The 15,571-nt window shown below is 57.1% G+C and carries 14 protein-coding genes; 9 read left to right on the top strand and 5 right to left on the bottom strand.

What is annotated here, in order from left to right:
* Positions 1-9 precede the first annotated feature (9 nt).
* From kdpC to H2O77_RS06730, 4 genes are all read left to right on the top strand, one after another.
* Positions 10-627, top strand: coding sequence for a potassium-transporting ATPase subunit KdpC (gene kdpC / locus H2O77_RS06745; protein ID WP_215824234.1), 618 nt, complete (start codon positions 10-12; stop codon positions 625-627).
* Positions 602-3,316 (top strand): sensor histidine kinase KdpD, encoded by a 2,715-nt coding sequence (locus H2O77_RS06740; RefSeq protein ID WP_215824233.1) that lies wholly within the window; start codon positions 602-604, stop codon positions 3,314-3,316. The genes kdpC and H2O77_RS06740 overlap by 26 nt, the downstream gene beginning before the upstream one ends.
* A complete protein-coding gene (locus H2O77_RS06735) occupies positions 3,306-4,004 on the top strand; it encodes a response regulator transcription factor (protein ID WP_215824232.1) in 699 nt (232 codons plus the stop codon). The genes H2O77_RS06740 and H2O77_RS06735 overlap by 11 nt, the downstream gene beginning before the upstream one ends.
* Before the next feature lie 330 nt (positions 4,005-4,334).
* Positions 4,335-5,327: a nucleoid-associated protein gene (locus H2O77_RS06730; protein ID WP_215824231.1), complete on the top strand. Its 993-nt coding sequence runs from the start codon at positions 4,335-4,337 to the stop codon at positions 5,325-5,327.
* A 189-nt stretch (positions 5,328-5,516) separates the two neighbouring features.
* Here the strand turns inward: H2O77_RS06730 and H2O77_RS06725 are convergent, their stop codons facing one another.
* Together H2O77_RS06725 and H2O77_RS06720 are read right to left on the bottom strand one after the other, a co-directional pair.
* Entirely contained in the window at positions 5,517-6,851 is a 1,335-nt protein-coding gene (locus H2O77_RS06725; RefSeq protein ID WP_215824230.1) for an aspartate aminotransferase family protein, read from the bottom strand.
* A complete protein-coding gene (locus H2O77_RS06720; RefSeq protein ID WP_240548739.1) occupies positions 6,851-7,909 on the bottom strand; it encodes a phosphotransferase in 1,059 nt (352 codons plus the stop codon). The genes H2O77_RS06725 and H2O77_RS06720 overlap by 1 nt, the downstream gene beginning before the upstream one ends.
* 291 nt (positions 7,910-8,200) lie before the next feature.
* Between H2O77_RS06720 and H2O77_RS06715 the strand changes: the two genes are divergently transcribed.
* The gene (locus tag H2O77_RS06715) at positions 8,201-9,229 is read left to right on the top strand and encodes a helix-turn-helix domain-containing protein (protein ID WP_215824229.1); all 1,029 of its coding nucleotides are present in this window, start codon (positions 8,201-8,203) and stop codon (positions 9,227-9,229) included.
* Positions 9,230-9,521: 292 nt separating this feature from the next.
* On the opposite strand, the gene H2O77_RS06710 is transcribed toward H2O77_RS06715, so the two are convergent.
* Complete coding sequence (locus H2O77_RS06710) at positions 9,522-10,127, bottom strand: short chain dehydrogenase (protein WP_043335807.1); 606 nt, start codon at positions 10,125-10,127, stop codon at positions 9,522-9,524.
* A 169-nt stretch (positions 10,128-10,296) separates the two neighbouring features.
* Here H2O77_RS06710 and H2O77_RS06705 point away from each other — a divergent pair, with 169 nt between their 5' ends.
* Complete coding sequence (locus H2O77_RS06705; protein ID WP_215824228.1) at positions 10,297-11,187, top strand: LysR family transcriptional regulator; 891 nt, start codon at positions 10,297-10,299, stop codon at positions 11,185-11,187.
* Positions 11,188-11,268: 81 nt separating this feature from the next.
* Here the strand turns inward: H2O77_RS06705 and H2O77_RS06700 are convergent, their stop codons facing one another.
* Together H2O77_RS06700 and gcvA are read right to left on the bottom strand one after the other, a co-directional pair.
* Positions 11,269-11,721, bottom strand: a complete 453-nt coding sequence (locus H2O77_RS06700) for a DUF417 family protein (protein WP_215824227.1) — start codon at positions 11,719-11,721, stop codon at positions 11,269-11,271.
* A 232-nt stretch (positions 11,722-11,953) separates the two neighbouring features.
* The gene (gcvA, locus tag H2O77_RS06695; RefSeq protein WP_043335813.1) at positions 11,954-12,895 is read right to left on the bottom strand and encodes a transcriptional regulator GcvA; all 942 of its coding nucleotides are present in this window, start codon (positions 12,893-12,895) and stop codon (positions 11,954-11,956) included.
* Positions 12,896-13,105: 210 nt separating this feature from the next.
* Here gcvA and H2O77_RS06690 point away from each other — a divergent pair, with 210 nt between their 5' ends.
* The 3 genes from H2O77_RS06690 to H2O77_RS06680 all read left to right on the top strand — a co-directional run bounded on the left by H2O77_RS06690 (position 13,106) and on the right by H2O77_RS06680 (position 15,376).
* On the top strand, positions 13,106-13,777 hold the full coding sequence (locus tag H2O77_RS06690; protein WP_215824226.1) for a cupin domain-containing protein: 672 nt from the start codon (positions 13,106-13,108) through the stop codon (positions 13,775-13,777).
* On the top strand, positions 13,774-14,886 hold the full coding sequence (locus tag H2O77_RS06685) for an FAD-dependent oxidoreductase (protein WP_215824225.1): 1,113 nt from the start codon (positions 13,774-13,776) through the stop codon (positions 14,884-14,886). The genes H2O77_RS06690 and H2O77_RS06685 overlap by 4 nt, the downstream gene beginning before the upstream one ends.
* Before the next feature lie 103 nt (positions 14,887-14,989).
* A complete protein-coding gene (locus H2O77_RS06680; RefSeq protein WP_043335817.1) occupies positions 14,990-15,376 on the top strand; it encodes a DUF1360 domain-containing protein in 387 nt (128 codons plus the stop codon).
* Positions 15,377-15,571: the final 195 nt, after the last annotated feature.

The raw sequence follows: 15,571 nt of genomic DNA, 5'->3' as shown, positions 1-15,571 counted from the left end.
AGTTCGATCATGAACGCTATACCTATGACACGTATTTCAATGCTAGCGTCGCTGCGGCTAGTGATTGTACTGGCCAGCTTACTGGGATTGTTTTACCCCTTTGTGGTTACAACGTTAAGTGGCACCTTCTTTCCCCACCAAGCGACTGGCAGTATGCTATATGGTCCTCAGGGTAAGGTGGTGGGCTCAACGCTGGTGGGCCAGTCATTCAGGGGGGCCGAGTACTTTCATGGGCGTCCTTCAGCAGCCGAGTATGCCCCTAACGAAGTCTCAGGCTCCAACCTTGCACCGAGTAACCCCGCCTTACGAGCACGTGCTCTAGAGGAGGTACACCAACTGCATTTGCGCGATGGGCTTAAGCCTGGAGAAATCCCTATCGACTTGCTGGCCGCATCGGGTTCAGGTATCGACCCGCACATCTCTCCTGCTGCCGCCATGGCTCAAGTCCCTAGGATCAGCCGGGAGCGGGGTCTACAAGCATCGTCGATAAAACAGGCGATTCAGGCGGCAACTCAGTACGAAGGCTTTCTTGGCAGACCTTCCGTTAATGTCCTGACTTTGAATCTTGCCCTGGATACAGGTGCACTCGAGGGTACCTCAGATGAGCTACAAGAATACGACGAGTGACACCACGATTTCACGCCCTACCCCAGAAGCTTTTCTAAAGATCGCGCGCCAAGAGGGGCGCGGTCATCTACGAATTTTCCTCGGCGCCGCCCCTGGTGTCGGGAAGACGAGCGCCATGCTCCGAGCGGCCCATGAGCGAGCCGCCGAAGGCGAGAATATCGTGATAGGAGTTATTGAGTCTCATGGGCGGACGGAGACTGAGCAACTCTGCCATGGCCTCGACCGCATTTCGCTCGTTACGCGAGAACATCGGGAACATCAGTTTCAGGAGTTCGATTTAGATGCCACTCTCGAACACGCACCAGCAATCGTATTGGTCGATGAATTAGCCCATCGCAATATACCCGGCGGCCGTCATCCACGTCGCTATCAAGATATCGAGGAGCTTCTCGATATAGGCATTGATGTCTGGACAACTCTGAATGTCCAGCATATCGAAAGCTTGAATGACGCTGTTGCTCGTATCACTAACATTCGAATGCGCGAAACGATTCCTGATTCTCTCATTACCCGCGCCCGCGATATTACACTCATCGATTTGACACCCGAAGAGCTTATCCAACGACTAAAGCAGGGCAAAGTCTATATTCCCGAGCAAGCACGCGCGGCGTTAGACGGGTTCTTCAACATAGCGAATCTAACCGCACTGCGCGAGCTAGCGATGCAGACCATGGCAGAACGCATCGAGAACGATGTACGCGATTCCATGGGCATACATGGCGTACCTGGCCCATGGCCGGTACGTCCAAAAATTCTCGTTGCCTTGAGAGGCAGCACCGATGATGCCACTCTGATTCGTGCAACCCACCGTATGGCTGAACGAGGTAACGCTACTTGGCAAGCTGTGTATGTGGACATAGGCAATGCCGATTCTTCAGAACGCTCGGAACTTGAGAAAAGTAGCCAGTTGATCGAGCGCCTCGGTGGCGAAATTACTGTATTGTCCGGAGAAAGCCGTATTGGCGAGCTACTTGATTATGCTCGTCGTCTAAATGTTACCACTCTCATGGTCAGTCGTTCTGAGAACTCTTTTTGGTGTAACTGGCAGCGCTCCTTCAGCAAACAACTTTTGCGGAAAGCTCATGAGTTCGACCTGATCGTCATCGCCGAAACTGAGCGATATAAGCCCTTGCATCGTATGAAGCGATCACTAGCACGATTGTCTATTCGTGAATGGCTCCTTCCAATATGTATATTGCCTATCACGCTGGGCTTGTCATTACTTATCGATCATATGATGACACTTGCGAATCTATCGCTAATCTTCTTGACAGGGGTGCTAGTAACAGCTGTCTATAGTGGCACACGGTCTGCCATGCTTAGCGCTCTACTCAGCTTTCTGGTTTATAACTTCTTTTTCACCGAGCCTCGTTACACCCTAGCGATGAGCCATCGGGATCAATTTATTACAGTATTCTTCTTTCTTGTCGTAGCCCTGATTGGTGGCCAATTGGCAGGACGAGCTCGTCGTCAATTAGTTGCCTTGCGGGAAAGCCGTGACCAAACTCAGCGACTTTTGCAGTTCTCACGTGCTTTAGCAGTAGCAGCAGATCACGCCAGTGTCCGTACTATTGGCATGAGCACTCTAGCCGATTGGTTACAAGTCCCCACAGTCTACCTAGAACTCAGTCCAGAAGATGAAGCTCCGCAAGTGACTGAGTCATATCCCGGCTTGATAACGCTGGATAATACCGCCAAGCAAGCGGCTGCGTGGTCTTATCATCAACGGAGGCGGAGTGGCCACGGATCTCACACACTAGCGATCCAGCGGTGGCGATTTATCCCATTGGTCGAGGGAGATACTACTCTAGGGGTCGTCGGGTTGGCTCTAGGAGACAGGGAGGCCCCGCTCGACCATAGTCAGGAAATTTTGACCGATACTCTGATCAACCAGCTGAGCATGGCTCTCGGACGAACACGACTGGTCAATGACCTTGGTACAGCGAAATTGGCGGAGGAGAATGAACGGCTACGCTCAGCCTTGCTCTCCTCTGTATCTCACGATCTACGTACTCCTCTAGCATCTATCATAGGGTCAGCCAGCTCTCTGAGAGATCTCGACGACCAGCTCTCCCAAGATGACAAGCGCGAACTACTCGACGGAGTACTGAGTGAAAGCGAGCGTCTGAACCGCTATATTCAGAACCTGTTGGACATGACGCGTTTAGGCCATGGCTCTTTGAAAATCGAACGAGATTGGGTCAGCCTCAGCGATCTGATCAATGCCGCCTTGAACCGCTTGGGGTCAGCACTAAGTGATATCAGAGTCGAGCGAGACTGGGCCGATAACTTGCCCCTACTCTATGTTCATCCCGCGCTGATCGAACAGGCACTAGTCAACGTTATCGAGAATGCAGTCCGATTTTCACCTTACAATGGGCGGATCCACATTAATGCCGCCCGCCAGCACGATGATATGATTATCCGTATTACCGACGAAGGACCTGGTATTCCCGAGTACCTGCGCGAACAGGTTTTTGACATGTTCTTTACCGGTGGTGAAGGCGATCGTGGTAAACATGGAAGCGGCTTAGGATTGGCTATTTGCCGAGGTATGATCGGTGCGCATGGTGGCTCTATCGACGCCGAAGCCAATTCAGGAGACACAGGAACTCGTATTGTGATACGCCTACCATTGATTGATTCAGAAGGTATTAAACAGAAGACCGAGGGCGAGCATGGGCGCTGATCATCCCCGCATACTGGTTGTCGACGATGAAATGCAGATTCGGCGATTTTTGCGTATCAGTTTAACCTCACAAGGCTATGTCGTGTCCGAAGCTGAAACAGGTGGCTTAGGACTAATCATGGCTATGAGTGACAAACCAGATCTTGTCTTGCTTGATCTAGGCTTGCCCGATATTGATGGCCAAGAAGTGCTTCGCACTATCCGCGATCAAAGCGATATTCCAGTCGTAGTCGTCTCGGTCCGTGCCTCAGAGAATGAAAAGGTCGCATGCCTCGATGCGGGTGCCAATGACTACATCACCAAACCATTTGGCATTCAGGAACTTCTCGCTCGAGTTAGAGCAGTACTGCGTCAGCGTCGCAATGTCAACGAAGTAGATATTTCGCAACGTCTGCAAGCGGGTGAGCTAATCATAGACCTCGAGACACGAAGGGTGACACTCTCCAGCCACCCGATCAAACTCACACCCAAGGAATACGCTGTGCTCACCATGCTCGCTGAGCATCCGGGGCGTGTCATTACTCAGACACAACTTCTCAAGCAAATCTGGGGCCCGGTACATGTAGCGGATACACATTATCTCAGGATCGTGATCAGTAAGCTTCGACATAAACTCGGCGACTCTTCTGATAATCCCCTGATGATCCAGACAGAACCGGGCGTAGGGTATCGACTTTCAAACGTCTAAATCGTCATACAAGTGAAGACTCTCCTTTCCATGTAATTCATCAACTCTATAGAGATTAACTCACCAATACATAACAATTTAAATAGCCGACATGCCTAAGCATTAAAATATATAAACCCAGGATATTTAAACTAAAGAACTCCTGAAGACTATCTTTAAACCCCAAAGATTGGTTGTATGGTGCCGGATGATCGGATTTAGAGTTGTCTGAAAGCGACACATCCAAACTGGTTCATGATAAAACTTACGCAAAAGAGGCGCGTAGAGTGACGCAATGGGGCGTGACGGGTATCATCCCCAGCCCGTTCATCGCAGCCGAGGGAGGTTTCCATGCCGATCCTGCACAGCATCATTCACCGCATCGACAAGGGCAACAGCGAGACGCCGGCCCAGCTGTTGCCTGCCGACAACACCTTGCCGGCATCCGATGCACTGGAGGATCTGGTGTCCGGGCTCAATGATGCCTACCACGGCAAGGCCAAGAACTGGGGGCGTTTCAATGAAGACGCGCCGGCCGCCTTCCCCACCGAGCTGGCGTCTTTCCTCGCAGGGGATAGCGATTTTGCGAGCCTGACCCAAACGCTTGCCGGCCGTCTCATGCCGTTGATCGATGACAACCTCCCAACCGGCGGGAATCTGCTGGTCGTGGATCACCAACAGGGAGAAACGCGTCATCTGTTCATGGCGTTGCTGCACCATCGTGATGGCTTTGCGATCGACGAGACCCTCGCGGTAACCCCCGCCCGACAGCTCAACATGACCCAAATGTCGCTGGCCGCACGACTGGATATCAGTCAGTGGCAAGGTAGCTCGACGTCTCACCCCTATCTGTCCTGGGCGCGTGATCGCGGACGCACCAAGCTCGCCGAGGCCTTCGCCGAAACGCTGGGCGCACAGGAGCAGCGGGATGCCGGTCAGGAAACCCGCACCCTGCTCAAGGCCTTCAGCGACTATGTCGAGAAGGAAGGCATGGCTGAGGACGCCAGTCGGCAGAAGACCGACACCCTGGTTGATTACGCCACCGATCAGGCCAAGCTCGGCGAGCCGATCACGCTGGATCAGCTGTCTGAGCTGATCGATGAAGAGCGTCCCCAGGCTTTCTACGACCACATTCGCAACAGTGACTACGGGCTGTCACCGGAAATCCCGCCGGACAAGAAGACGCTCAACCAGTTCAAGCGCTTCACCGGGCGCGCCGCGGGCGTCTCGATCAGCTTTGACTCGCACCTGCTGGGCGACTCGGTGGAATACGATGAAGCGAGTGACCGTCTGATCATCAAACAGGTCCCGACGGGCCTGCGTGATCAGCTCAAGCAGCGCTGACGTTCTTCCCTCCACTTCGCGCCAGACATGACAAGGCCCCACGGAATCCTCCAGTGGGGCCTTGTCGTCAGTGTCTCAAGCTATCGCACCCGGTCGAGGCTATATTTGCGCCCACCGTCTTGCACCTGCCTTTAGCGCCGCGCCACTCGGACACCAACTGACACCCGCTACCCTATCGTGTTGTCTGGCTCATTTCGCCGTTGCCTTCAGTGACTGCTCGAACCTGTCCAGAAAGAGGTCGGCTTCCGAACGCTCGATGCACAGTGGCGGACGGATCTTCAAGGTACTGCCGGACTTTCCGGCCCCGCCGATCAACACGCCATTGCGCTTGAGATCATTGATCAACGCCGTGGTGCGCTGGGCGTCTGGCGCGCCGTCACGCGTCGTGTCACAGAGATCCAGTCCCAGGAACAACCCGGCGCCTCGCACATCACTTACCTCCTCGAAACGTGCCTGAATATCCTGGAGCTGTCGCTTAAAGTACTCACCCTGACGCTCTGCATTGGCCATCAAGTCTTCTTCGGCGATCACGTCCAGCACCGCCGTGCCTGCCGCCACGGCCACAGGTGAGCCGCCGAAGGTATTGAAGTAGCCTACATCGGCGTTCAGCACAGCCAGCAACTCTTCGCGTGCCGCGAGTCCGGACATCGGGAAGCCATTGCCCATCGGCTTGCCTATGGTCACCACATCCGGCGTCACGCCGTGACGCGAGAAGCCCCACATTCCCTGCCCCGTGCGCCCGAAGCCGGGCTGTACCTCATCGGAGATGAACAGGCCGCCCCGAGCCTGCAGGAGTTCGACCGCGGGCTTCAGGAAACCTGCAGGGTCTGCATAGATGCCATCGCTCGAGAAGATGGAGTCGACCAGCAGCGCCGCGCATCCATGGCCTCGCGCCTCCAACTGTTCGATGCCGAACCGCACCTGCTCGGCGAACCATGCAGCCGGGTCTGCCTGCTCACTCATTCGGGAGATCGGCAGGATATGCACGTGATCCGGCGGCGTGCCCTGCTTGTAGGAAGACGGTGAGACTTCCGTCACGGCGGCCGTATTGCCGTGGTAGGCCGCCTCGGTGACGATGATCCCCTGTCGCCCTGTCCAACCACGCGCCAGCCTCAGCGCCATGTCGTTGCTTTCACTGCCGGTACACATCATCACCAGTCGATTGAGCGCGCGCGGCAGCGTGTCCAGCAGGCGCTCGGCATAGCGATGGATGCCTTCGTGCAGATAGCGGTTGTGCACGTTGAGGGTCCCCATCTGCTCGGCGACCGCCTGGACCACGCGAGGATGACAGTGGCCGATCGACGGCACATTGTTGTAGACATCCAAGTAGCGCTTGCCCTGGTCATCGAACAACCAGACCCGCTCGCCCCGGACAATGTGCAACGGCTCCTCATAGAAGAGCATGGACGTCGGCCCGACCGTTTCCATCCGCTTGCGCACCAGGGCGCCGATTCGCGCATCTGCCTTGTCGATGTGCGCCAAGCTGAAGGCGTTCTGATCCAGAATCCCGCGTACCTTTTCCATCACGCCATCCTCACCTTGTCGTTGACTGTCTGATCTCGTACTTGTCGATCGATACCTGTCTGATCGCCCTTCGCTTGCTTGTCGTGTTCGTGTCCGCAAAGTGACTGCACGACACCTTGTTGGCCTTCTCGTGACTGGCCCCTTCGCTGCTCAACATAGCGCCGCGCCATGCCGGCCGTATCTCGGCTGAAACCCTCGCTCAGCATCTTGCCTTCCTTGCTCTCCTGATGCGTGGCCAGCCAGGCGCATAGCAGAATGCGACGCAGCATCACGAAGGTATCCAGCATGGCCTCATCTGCCGCCGAGAATTCGGCTACCGAACGATAGCCCTTGATCCAAGCATCTCTGAGCTGTGGGACGCTCGGATCCGTCTCGTGGAAACTGATCGCGGCGGCAAAGTCATAGGCATACCAGCAGAAGCCACAGTCATCGAAGTCAATGATCGTCATGCTGTCGCGCGATACCAGCAGATTGGTCAACCGAAGGTCGGCATGGACCAGCCCGAAACGTTCTGGTGCCGTGCCATAGAGCGCGATTTCCGACTTGAGATAGACAATGGCGTCATGGATGGTCGCGGCCTCGGTAGCCGTCATCCCCGGAGCATTTCGCCAATCTCCCCATAGCCCACGGGGCGAGATCATGCTTTCCAGGTCCCAGCGCTTGCGCACGAAGCCTTCCGGCGGCTGCCAGCGCCGACTGTGTTCATGCAGCGTGGCATTCACCGCGCCCAATCGTTCGAACCACTGCGGCAGGCCCTCGTCGATATCCGGCTCACTGCCGACCACACGCTCGAAGGCCACCACATACAAGGATTGCCCGCCGGCGGAGATGCTCAGCACAGGGCTGCCTGTTGTGGTCATGACCGGGGCAGGCGTATTGATCCGTGCCGTCGTGTGCAGGTCATCGATCCAGGCCAACTCGGACTCGATCTCTTCCTGGCAGTGATAGTCCGGTCGGTGAACCCGAATGATGATTCTGCGACCCGCCTCGGCATCCTCGGCGAGGAAGGTCAGGTTCTCGGACATGGTCAGCAACGAGATCCGTGACGTCTCGGGCATGCGCCATGTCGTCAGGCAAGCGACCAACTCGTGTCTTGTTTGATTTATCAGAGTTTCCGTATACATCTCACCACCTCGCTGACATGGGAAGACCGGGGATCTTGCGGTCTCGGTGTCACACTTCGTCTGCGGTCAGAAGCCAGTGGCCAGTCTCACGACCCACGATCTGGCTCACGGCATGACTCTGTGCGCGAAAGTTGCATGACTCAGACTAACGACAGCGTGAGGTGATGCGTTATCAGCATCCGGCAAACCTGAAAACACCAACAATAACAATGAGTTGATTGATCAATGCACGAAGATGTATCACGGACGGGCGACAGTGATGCCACCTGGCAGAACAAGGGGTTCGAGCATGCACCAGGCAAGTGCACACGGGAGGCTTGGGACGTCAATGAACAGGCGCATAACATCACCGAATGGTCACAACATTATGATCAATATGGTCATGGCGCCTTCTATGGGCGCATTGATGAGCTTCATCTACCGGGAATGCAGGTATTCAAGGAATACACCAGCCAGGCACTGGACCAGCAATGTCATGTCTGGCCGGATTCACTGTGGATTGGTATTCCAAGCGAGCACCAGCCCTGTCGGATCAATGGCTACGCGCTTGAGGCAGGCGACATCATGTGTCAGCCAGGCGGGCAGGATTTCGCGCTGACGACACCCGATAGCTTCGCGATCCACTCTCTCGTATTACGGCGTGACTGGCTGCTCGAGATCGTGGGAGAGTCGGCTCTCTCGCTGCTGGAAGGGGATCCGCAGCGCTCGATGCGCCTCGGCATGCCGCAAGGAACTCGGCAAGCCGTCACCTTCCTGATGGACCGCCTGATTAAGCGTCAGGAAACAGGATTCGAGGTGCAAGTCCACCAGGACATTCTGTCGCTGGCTGTCGCCGCCATTCTGGAGAAAAGGACTCCCCTGACCGACCGCTACCCAAGCTATCATCACCGACGGCAGGTAGTGGAGCGGGTACGAGAACATGTGAACAGCACGGAACCTGCACCGGTCTGTATCGAAAGCCTCTGCCGTATCGCTCATGTCAGTCAGCGGACGCTTCGCAACAGCTTCACCAGCATTCTCGGCATCAGCCCCATGCAATTCATCCGCCTCAACCGACTCAATCAGGTACGACGGCGGCTGTGCGACTCTCAGTCAACGAGCACGGTCGGTCAGGTCGCCAGCGACTGGGGGTTCTATCATCTGGGCCAGTTCGCCCGGGATTATCGTCGCCTCTTTGGTGAGAGCCCCTCGAGCACTCTGGCGCGCTATCGACGCAAGGCTCCAGCACCCGAAGTTCACTTTTCCGCGAGATAGCCCCCCTGGAACTGGCGATACCGACCCGGCCTTCACTCAACCTGCCTAGGGAAAGCAAACGACTGATCGACTCAAGCAGCACCAGCAACGCCAGCAACACCGAACCTCCAGCCACTGGGCATTGCCCCCCAAATGCAATTGATGCACACCGGCGTCGGAAACGCTCGCAACGCGAAAGACTGTTGCAACATCGCCGACATGGGGAGCCTCGGCCCTCCTTGTCGGCGATGTAAGCTCAGAGTCTCAATGCAGAGCGTCAATCATGGCATCAGGCACCGCTTCAAGGTCCCCATCAGGCATCCACGAAGATCACTTCTCCAGTAATGAAACCATCGACGGAGCGCTCGAATGCCTTGCCGACCAGCGTGCCAGGCACGGGCTGGAAGCCCGGCATCATCTCGCCATACACTTCCCAGGCTTCTTCCAGCACGGTGGGATTGATGGCGTTGATGCGCATGTCACGCGGCAATTCGTAGGCAACGCACTTGACGAAGGTATCGATGGCACCGCTGGTGGTAGCATCCGCGATCGCCATGGGAATTGGCTTCACGTTGAGGATGCCACTGATCAGAGTGAATGAACCGCCCTCGGCGATATAGCGCTGACCGATACGCACGAGATTGATCTGACCCATCATCTTGCTCATCACGGTGGTCATCCACTGAGACTCGCTCATCTCGTCAAATGTCGCGTACTCGCAATAGCCGACAGTATTGACCACCGCATCAAAGTGCCCGACCTGCTCGTAGAGATTGATGATCGACTGCTCGTCCGTGATGTCGACGATATGGTCGACCTCCCCGGAACGCCCTGCAGTGATCACCTTATGATTTTTCAGTCCGCTCAGTGCCGCTTGCCCCATCTTGCCCAGTGCACCGATCACGATGACGGTTTTCATATTGCGCTTCCCCTGTGGTGGAAAGGTGGTGTGTCTTTCGAGTTCGCACAGTGTAGAAAGGCAAAAATACAAACAGAAACAATCGTTTCGTGTAGATGATACAAGCTATATTGGTATCACTGACACGATAGCGCGACAGCCCTGACGCACTGATCTCACGAGGCACACCATGGCAAAGCTGGAACGATTGGACATCAAGCAACTGCGCGTCTTTCAGGCGTTGCTGCGCGAGCAGAATGCCTCCAGGGCCGCAGGACAGTTGGGGCTGACGCAGCAGGCAGTGAGCGAGCAGCTCAAGAAGCTGCGCGATATCTTTGACGACCGCCTGTTCCTGCGCAAGACACACGGCCTGGTACCGACACCTCTTGCGCAATCACTGGCCCCCAAGGTCGATGAAATCCTCCTCGAGCTTCAGAGGTTGCTCACTCCCCAGAAGTTTGACCCGGCAGCCGTGCAGGGCACTTTCGTCATTTCCGCCACCGACTACGCACAGCAGATCGTGCTGCCGGCCCTGCTGGCCGAACTACGTCGCGAAGCCCCGGGACTCAAGATCGTGGTGAGAGACTTCGAGATCGATACTCTGCATGCCCTGATGGAGAGCAATCACGTCAACCTGGCCATCGCCTTTCCCGATTATCTTCCAGAGTCCTACCCCAGCCGGCATCTCTTCTCCGATCGTCATGTGTGCATGACCTCGAAGCACTCCTCGATCGCTGATCAATCGGTGACACTGGCGGACATTGCCCGCCATCCGAACATCATTGCATCGCCCTCGCGCCCGAATCTGAAGGGCTCACTGGATGACTGGTTCAAAGCGCAGGGCCTTGCCCGCAATATCGCGATCTCCGCCCCCTGCTTCTCGGTCGTCCCGGCTTACCTGGAAGCCACAGACTCAGTAGCGTTTCTCCCTGCCAGAGCGATCACTGGAGGTGAGTTGGTAGCGCTGACACTCGAAGCATTGCCGGAGCCCTTTGATGTCACCGCTGCCTGGCACCCTCGCTACAACGACGACCCGCTGCATCAGTGGGTCGTGAGCCAGCTCATGGATGTGACTGGCTGATGCCCCGCCAAGCCAGGCGTGAGCCACGCAAAAAAGCGCCCGGCAATATTGCCGAGCGCCTTGTGGCTTCATAGAGAGAAATCAGTCAGCGTTGATCGGTCGATTTCGTTCCACCATGCTGACGGAAATTGCCAGGTAGAGAATGTCCTTCACCAGGAAGAAGTTGGCGATCAGTACGCCATCCGTGACCTTCCAGACATCAGGAGTAGTGAACAGGAAGCTCAAAGTGGAGAGGAAGATGACGCTGCCGGCAATCCCTGCATAGTAGCCCACTTGGCGATACTTCAGACCGACGATCATGGCGATCGCCACCAGGATTTCTGACAGCCCGACCAGATTGGAAACCATCTGGACTGACATCACGTCATACAGCCAACTCATGGCAAAGTGATTGGCCACCAGCGGCTCGATCAATCCCGCTTCTGTGGGCGTGAACTTGTAGATCCCTAGCCACAGGAGCAGAAGCACCACCCCAAATACACCGATGTAATAACCATAACGCCCTTGATTCACTGCTTGGCAACCCTGCTGCATGCTGATATCTCCGATTGCATCACTTCGTTGGGGAAGTCGATCGAGTATTCCGACAAGGCTGTCAGGTCAGCGTGTTGCATGTGCTGTTTTCATGACATCTTGCGTTCGATGCAGGGGGATACGGGCATATCGTGCAACTGGATGCAGCAGGGTAGAATTTTCGCCTTTTCTTTCTATCAGTGGCCATCGGGCACCTTCTAGGCTCCCCCGATGTGCTTGACCACAGAGCCATTCACGACGCTGGGAGGGAAGGTATTCGGCAACTGAGCCCGGCTTCTTCCAGCAACCATTCCCGGAATGCCTGTACCTTGGCCACCTGAGTGACCTCGGGCCGGTGGATCACGTAATAGGCCAGTGAGGAGGCACACATCACCTCATCAAACAGCCTGACCAGGCGCCCTGAGACAAGGTCGTCATGCACCATGACTCCACGTGCCAACGCAATGCCTTGACCATCGATCGCGGCCTGCAGCACTGCGGCAGAGTTGTTGATCTGCAGACCGCGCGATGAATCGGCATCCGTGAGACCCGCCTTCTTGAACCAGCCACTCCATGACGGAAAGCCGTCATAGCCTTCCATGGACAAGTCGTGAATCAGTGTCTCCTCCAACAGGGCTGCGGGGGTCTTCAAGCGTCCGGGATCACGCAGCAGCTGGGGCGAGCAGACGGGATAGACCTCTTCGTGCATCAGCTCCTGCGCTACTACCCCCCTCCACTTGCCTGGCCCGTAGCGTACCCCGATATCCACCCGCTCCCGTGAGAAATCGACCGGCTTGTGGTTGGTATCCAGATGCACATCGATGTCCGGCCACGCCGCCTGAAACCGATGCAAGCGCGGCAGTAGCCATTTGGCGGCAAAGGCGGGGCTGACCGTTACCGTCAATACGCTACGCCGAGTGCCATCCTTGAGGCGCTCCACCCCGAGCGACAACTTCTCGAATCCGGCACGGATATCGGGTAGTGCCTGCTCTGCAAGCTCTGTCGGGACAAGGCGTGTCTTGCCACTGCTGGCACGATGAAACAGCGAGTCCCCCAGCCACTCCTCCAGTCCCCGCACAAGTTGGCCGACAGCGGCAGGGGTCACGTGCAGTTCCTCTGCCGCAGCGGCAAAGCTCTTGTGGCGGGCGCTCGCTTCGAAGGCACGCAAGGCATTCAGATGATTGGGCGATGTCATGGCGATAAAGTTTTTCTTTCCCTACTGCCTAGTTAATCTCGTTTGTTGAATGCTCAGTCAGCTTCCAGAATACGCCGCATAGACGGATCGTGACAGCTCATAGGTGTCTGTCCTGCCTTACCCTGCTCATGCCATGGCGCTCGAGTGTGATGACCGCCAGACATGGAAAAAGGTTTTCTTCCCTCTCTCGCCCTCGTGGAGATGTCCTACATGCGCCTCAATGCCGACTTTTCACAACGTGCCAGCATCACACCGGACCATTACCAGTGGGTGCCGTCCCCCCAGGGAGGGGTCGAGCGCATGATGCTAGATCGTATCGGGGAGGAGAAGGCGCGGGCCACCAGCCTGGTCCGATATGCACCAGACTCCCGCTTTTCAGCACATGAGCATCCACAAGGCGAAGAGATTCTCGTGCTGTCCGGCACCTTCACCGAAGATGGCGTGCGGGATTTCCCTGCTGGCTGGTACCTGCGTAACCCGCCAGACTCGCGCCACACCCCCAGCAGCACCGACGGCTGCGTGATCTTCGTCAAGCTGCGACAGATGCCGTCCGAAGAGCATGAAGCGGTACGCATCAACACTCGAGACCCGGCCAACTGGCATGAGCAGGATGGCCGCGAGATCTGCCCACTGTATACCAGTGCGACCGAGCAGGTGAGCCTGCAGCGCCTGGCGCCATATGCCGAGCTTCCGCTGTTGGTCAACACTGGCGGTGCCGAACTGCTGGTGCTGGATGGTTGCCTGCATCCGGGGCACGGGTCCTGCCCTGCCGGCAGCTGGCTGCGCTTGCCAGCCAGCGAACCGCTGGCGCTCTCCGCCGGCGCAGAGGGAGCGACCTTCTACCTCAAGACGGGGCATCTGATCGCCCTGGAGGATGAATGAATACGCCTTCGCCACGCGTTGCCATTATCGGGGCTGGTCTCTCAGGTCTCTATGCTGCTTGGCAACTGGAGCAGCATGGCATTCATGACTATCGGGTGTTCGAAGCCCAGCACGTCATGGGAGGCCGTATCGCCTCCGCAGTGCCGTCCCTTGCCGAGACAGGGGCACAGCACCGCCTGGACCTGGGGCCGACCTGGTTCTGGCCGGAGCATCAGCGCGAAATGGCGCAACTGATGCAGACACTGGGCCTGGAATGCTTTGCACAACATGTGACGGGCGACAGCCTCCTCGAGCGCGCCACGGACAAGAGCCCACTGCGCACCGCTGGTATCCGTGATTCGCTGACCGCCATGCGGGTAGCGGGAGGGATGGAGACGCTGATCGAGCGACTGCGACGCGATATCCCTGCGGACAAGATACTGACTGGGCAGGTTGTCCGTCATCTCGAGCGCTTGCCAGATGGGATTGCGCTGAGCGCCGAGGATGGCAGCGGGCAACGCATGAGCTGCGAGGTGGAGCAGGTCTTGTTGGCTGTCCCGCCACGCCAGGCACTCAAGCATATCCAGTTCACGCCGGCTCTCCCGAGCGCCTTGACGACACAGTGGCAGCAGACCGCAACCTGGATGGCTCCCCATGCCAAGTATCTTGCGGTCTACGATCGTCCTTTCTGGCGCGAGGCCGGCTTGTCCGGCGTCGCACGCAGCGCGCGTGGCCCGATGGTGGAGATTCACGATGCCAGCCCAAGGGAAGGCCCCGGGGCACTCTTCGGGTTCGTGGGAGTCCCGGCAGATCACCGACGTCAGATCACGCCGGACGCATTACGCCAGCACTGTCGATCCCAGCTGGTGCGCCTGTTCGGCGCTGAGGCGGCACATCCTCGGCAGGAATACCTCAAGGACTGGGCAACCTCACCCTTCATCGCGAGCCCGGCAGATCTGGAAGACGTGGCATCCCATGTCTCGGTGCCGCTGCTGGAGGCAAATGAAGGCCCTTGGCAGCAACGTCTGTTCGGTATCGCCAGTGAATGGTCACCGCGATTCCCGGGGCACCTTGCGGGCGCCCTCGATGCCACCACCCGAGGTGTCGAGCGGATGCTGACCGCACGCTAGACAGAAGGCTGAGAGATAACCAGACACCCGCATCGACAGACATTGAGCACGACCCACTCACTTTTCCCACTCGTCACTTTGACGAAGACACACAAGGATCCCCATGACTACCGTATTTTCCCCCGAGACACTGAACGCGCTATGGACCTGCTTCGTGATGGCCCTGGCAGCCAGCAGCATCGCAATCTCGATCACCCAGGGTGAGCTGTTCGCACCCTTGCGTCAGTACGCACAACGCTTTGGCCACATGACCGGACACCTCTTCCAATGCTTCTTCTGCATCAGCCACTGGGTGGTCTTCGCTGGCATGGTGTTCTATCACCCGACCCTGACGCACAGCGGCTTCGTGCTGGTGGACTGGATCCTGGCCGGCTTCTTCACCTTGACGCTCTCCACCCTGGTGAGTGGCCTGCTGTTCAAGGTGCTGTTGACCGGCATGGCGAAGAAAGTACGCGACAAGGAAGTAAAGGAAATCTTCGCGGGCAAGTGACCCCAGCCATCTCGTGCCGCGGCCAGTAACACCACACTCCAAGCGCGTCATCGCGGTCTTGCGCGTGGTGACAGCCCAGAACACAGCGCCAGTCCGAAAGCTGGTGACCACTCGTCCTGCCCCCTCGCCGGCCCCCAGACAACGTCGCTTGCTGGGGGCCGGCGCCGTTGGCCGACACCATCGCACCATGTCGTT

The organism is Cobetia sp. 4B, assembly GCF_018831605.1.
In the GTDB taxonomy this organism is placed as follows: Bacteria; Pseudomonadota; Gammaproteobacteria; order Pseudomonadales; family Halomonadaceae; genus Cobetia; species Cobetia amphilecti.
Note: the sequence above shows the minus strand (reverse complement) of the source record. Positions and strands in the feature narration are given on the sequence as shown.

Bases quoted from the DNA above. Each gene is read 5' to 3' on its own strand.
- H2O77_RS06685 (WP_215824225.1), top strand. From the start codon at position 13,774: ATGAATACGCCTTCGCCACGCGTTGCCATTATCGGGGCTGGTCTCTCA.
- H2O77_RS06720 (WP_240548739.1), bottom strand. From the start codon at position 7,909: ATGCCCGAGACGTCACGGATCTCGTTGCTGACCATGTCCGAGAACCTG.
- H2O77_RS06715 (WP_215824229.1), top strand. From the start codon at position 8,201: ATGCACGAAGATGTATCACGGACGGGCGACAGTGATGCCACCTGGCAG.
- H2O77_RS06735 (WP_215824232.1), top strand. From the start codon at position 3,306: ATGGGCGCTGATCATCCCCGCATACTGGTTGTCGACGATGAAATGCAG.
- H2O77_RS06725 (WP_215824230.1), bottom strand. From the start codon at position 6,851: ATGGAAAAGGTACGCGGGATTCTGGATCAGAACGCCTTCAGCTTGGCG.
- gcvA (WP_043335813.1), bottom strand. From the start codon at position 12,895: ATGACATCGCCCAATCATCTGAATGCCTTGCGTGCCTTCGAAGCGAGC.
- H2O77_RS06690 (WP_215824226.1), top strand. From the start codon at position 13,106: ATGCGCCTCAATGCCGACTTTTCACAACGTGCCAGCATCACACCGGAC.
- kdpC (WP_215824234.1), top strand. From the start codon at position 10: ATGAACGCTATACCTATGACACGTATTTCAATGCTAGCGTCGCTGCGG.
- H2O77_RS06705 (WP_215824228.1), top strand. From the start codon at position 10,297: ATGGCAAAGCTGGAACGATTGGACATCAAGCAACTGCGCGTCTTTCAG.
- H2O77_RS06710 (WP_043335807.1), bottom strand. From the start codon at position 10,127: ATGAAAACCGTCATCGTGATCGGTGCACTGGGCAAGATGGGGCAAGCG.
- H2O77_RS06730 (WP_215824231.1), top strand. From the start codon at position 4,335: ATGCCGATCCTGCACAGCATCATTCACCGCATCGACAAGGGCAACAGC.
- H2O77_RS06740 (WP_215824233.1), top strand. From the start codon at position 602: ATGAGCTACAAGAATACGACGAGTGACACCACGATTTCACGCCCTACC.
- H2O77_RS06680 (WP_043335817.1), top strand. From the start codon at position 14,990: ATGACTACCGTATTTTCCCCCGAGACACTGAACGCGCTATGGACCTGC.
- H2O77_RS06700 (WP_215824227.1), bottom strand. From the start codon at position 11,721: ATGCAGCAGGGTTGCCAAGCAGTGAATCAAGGGCGTTATGGTTATTAC.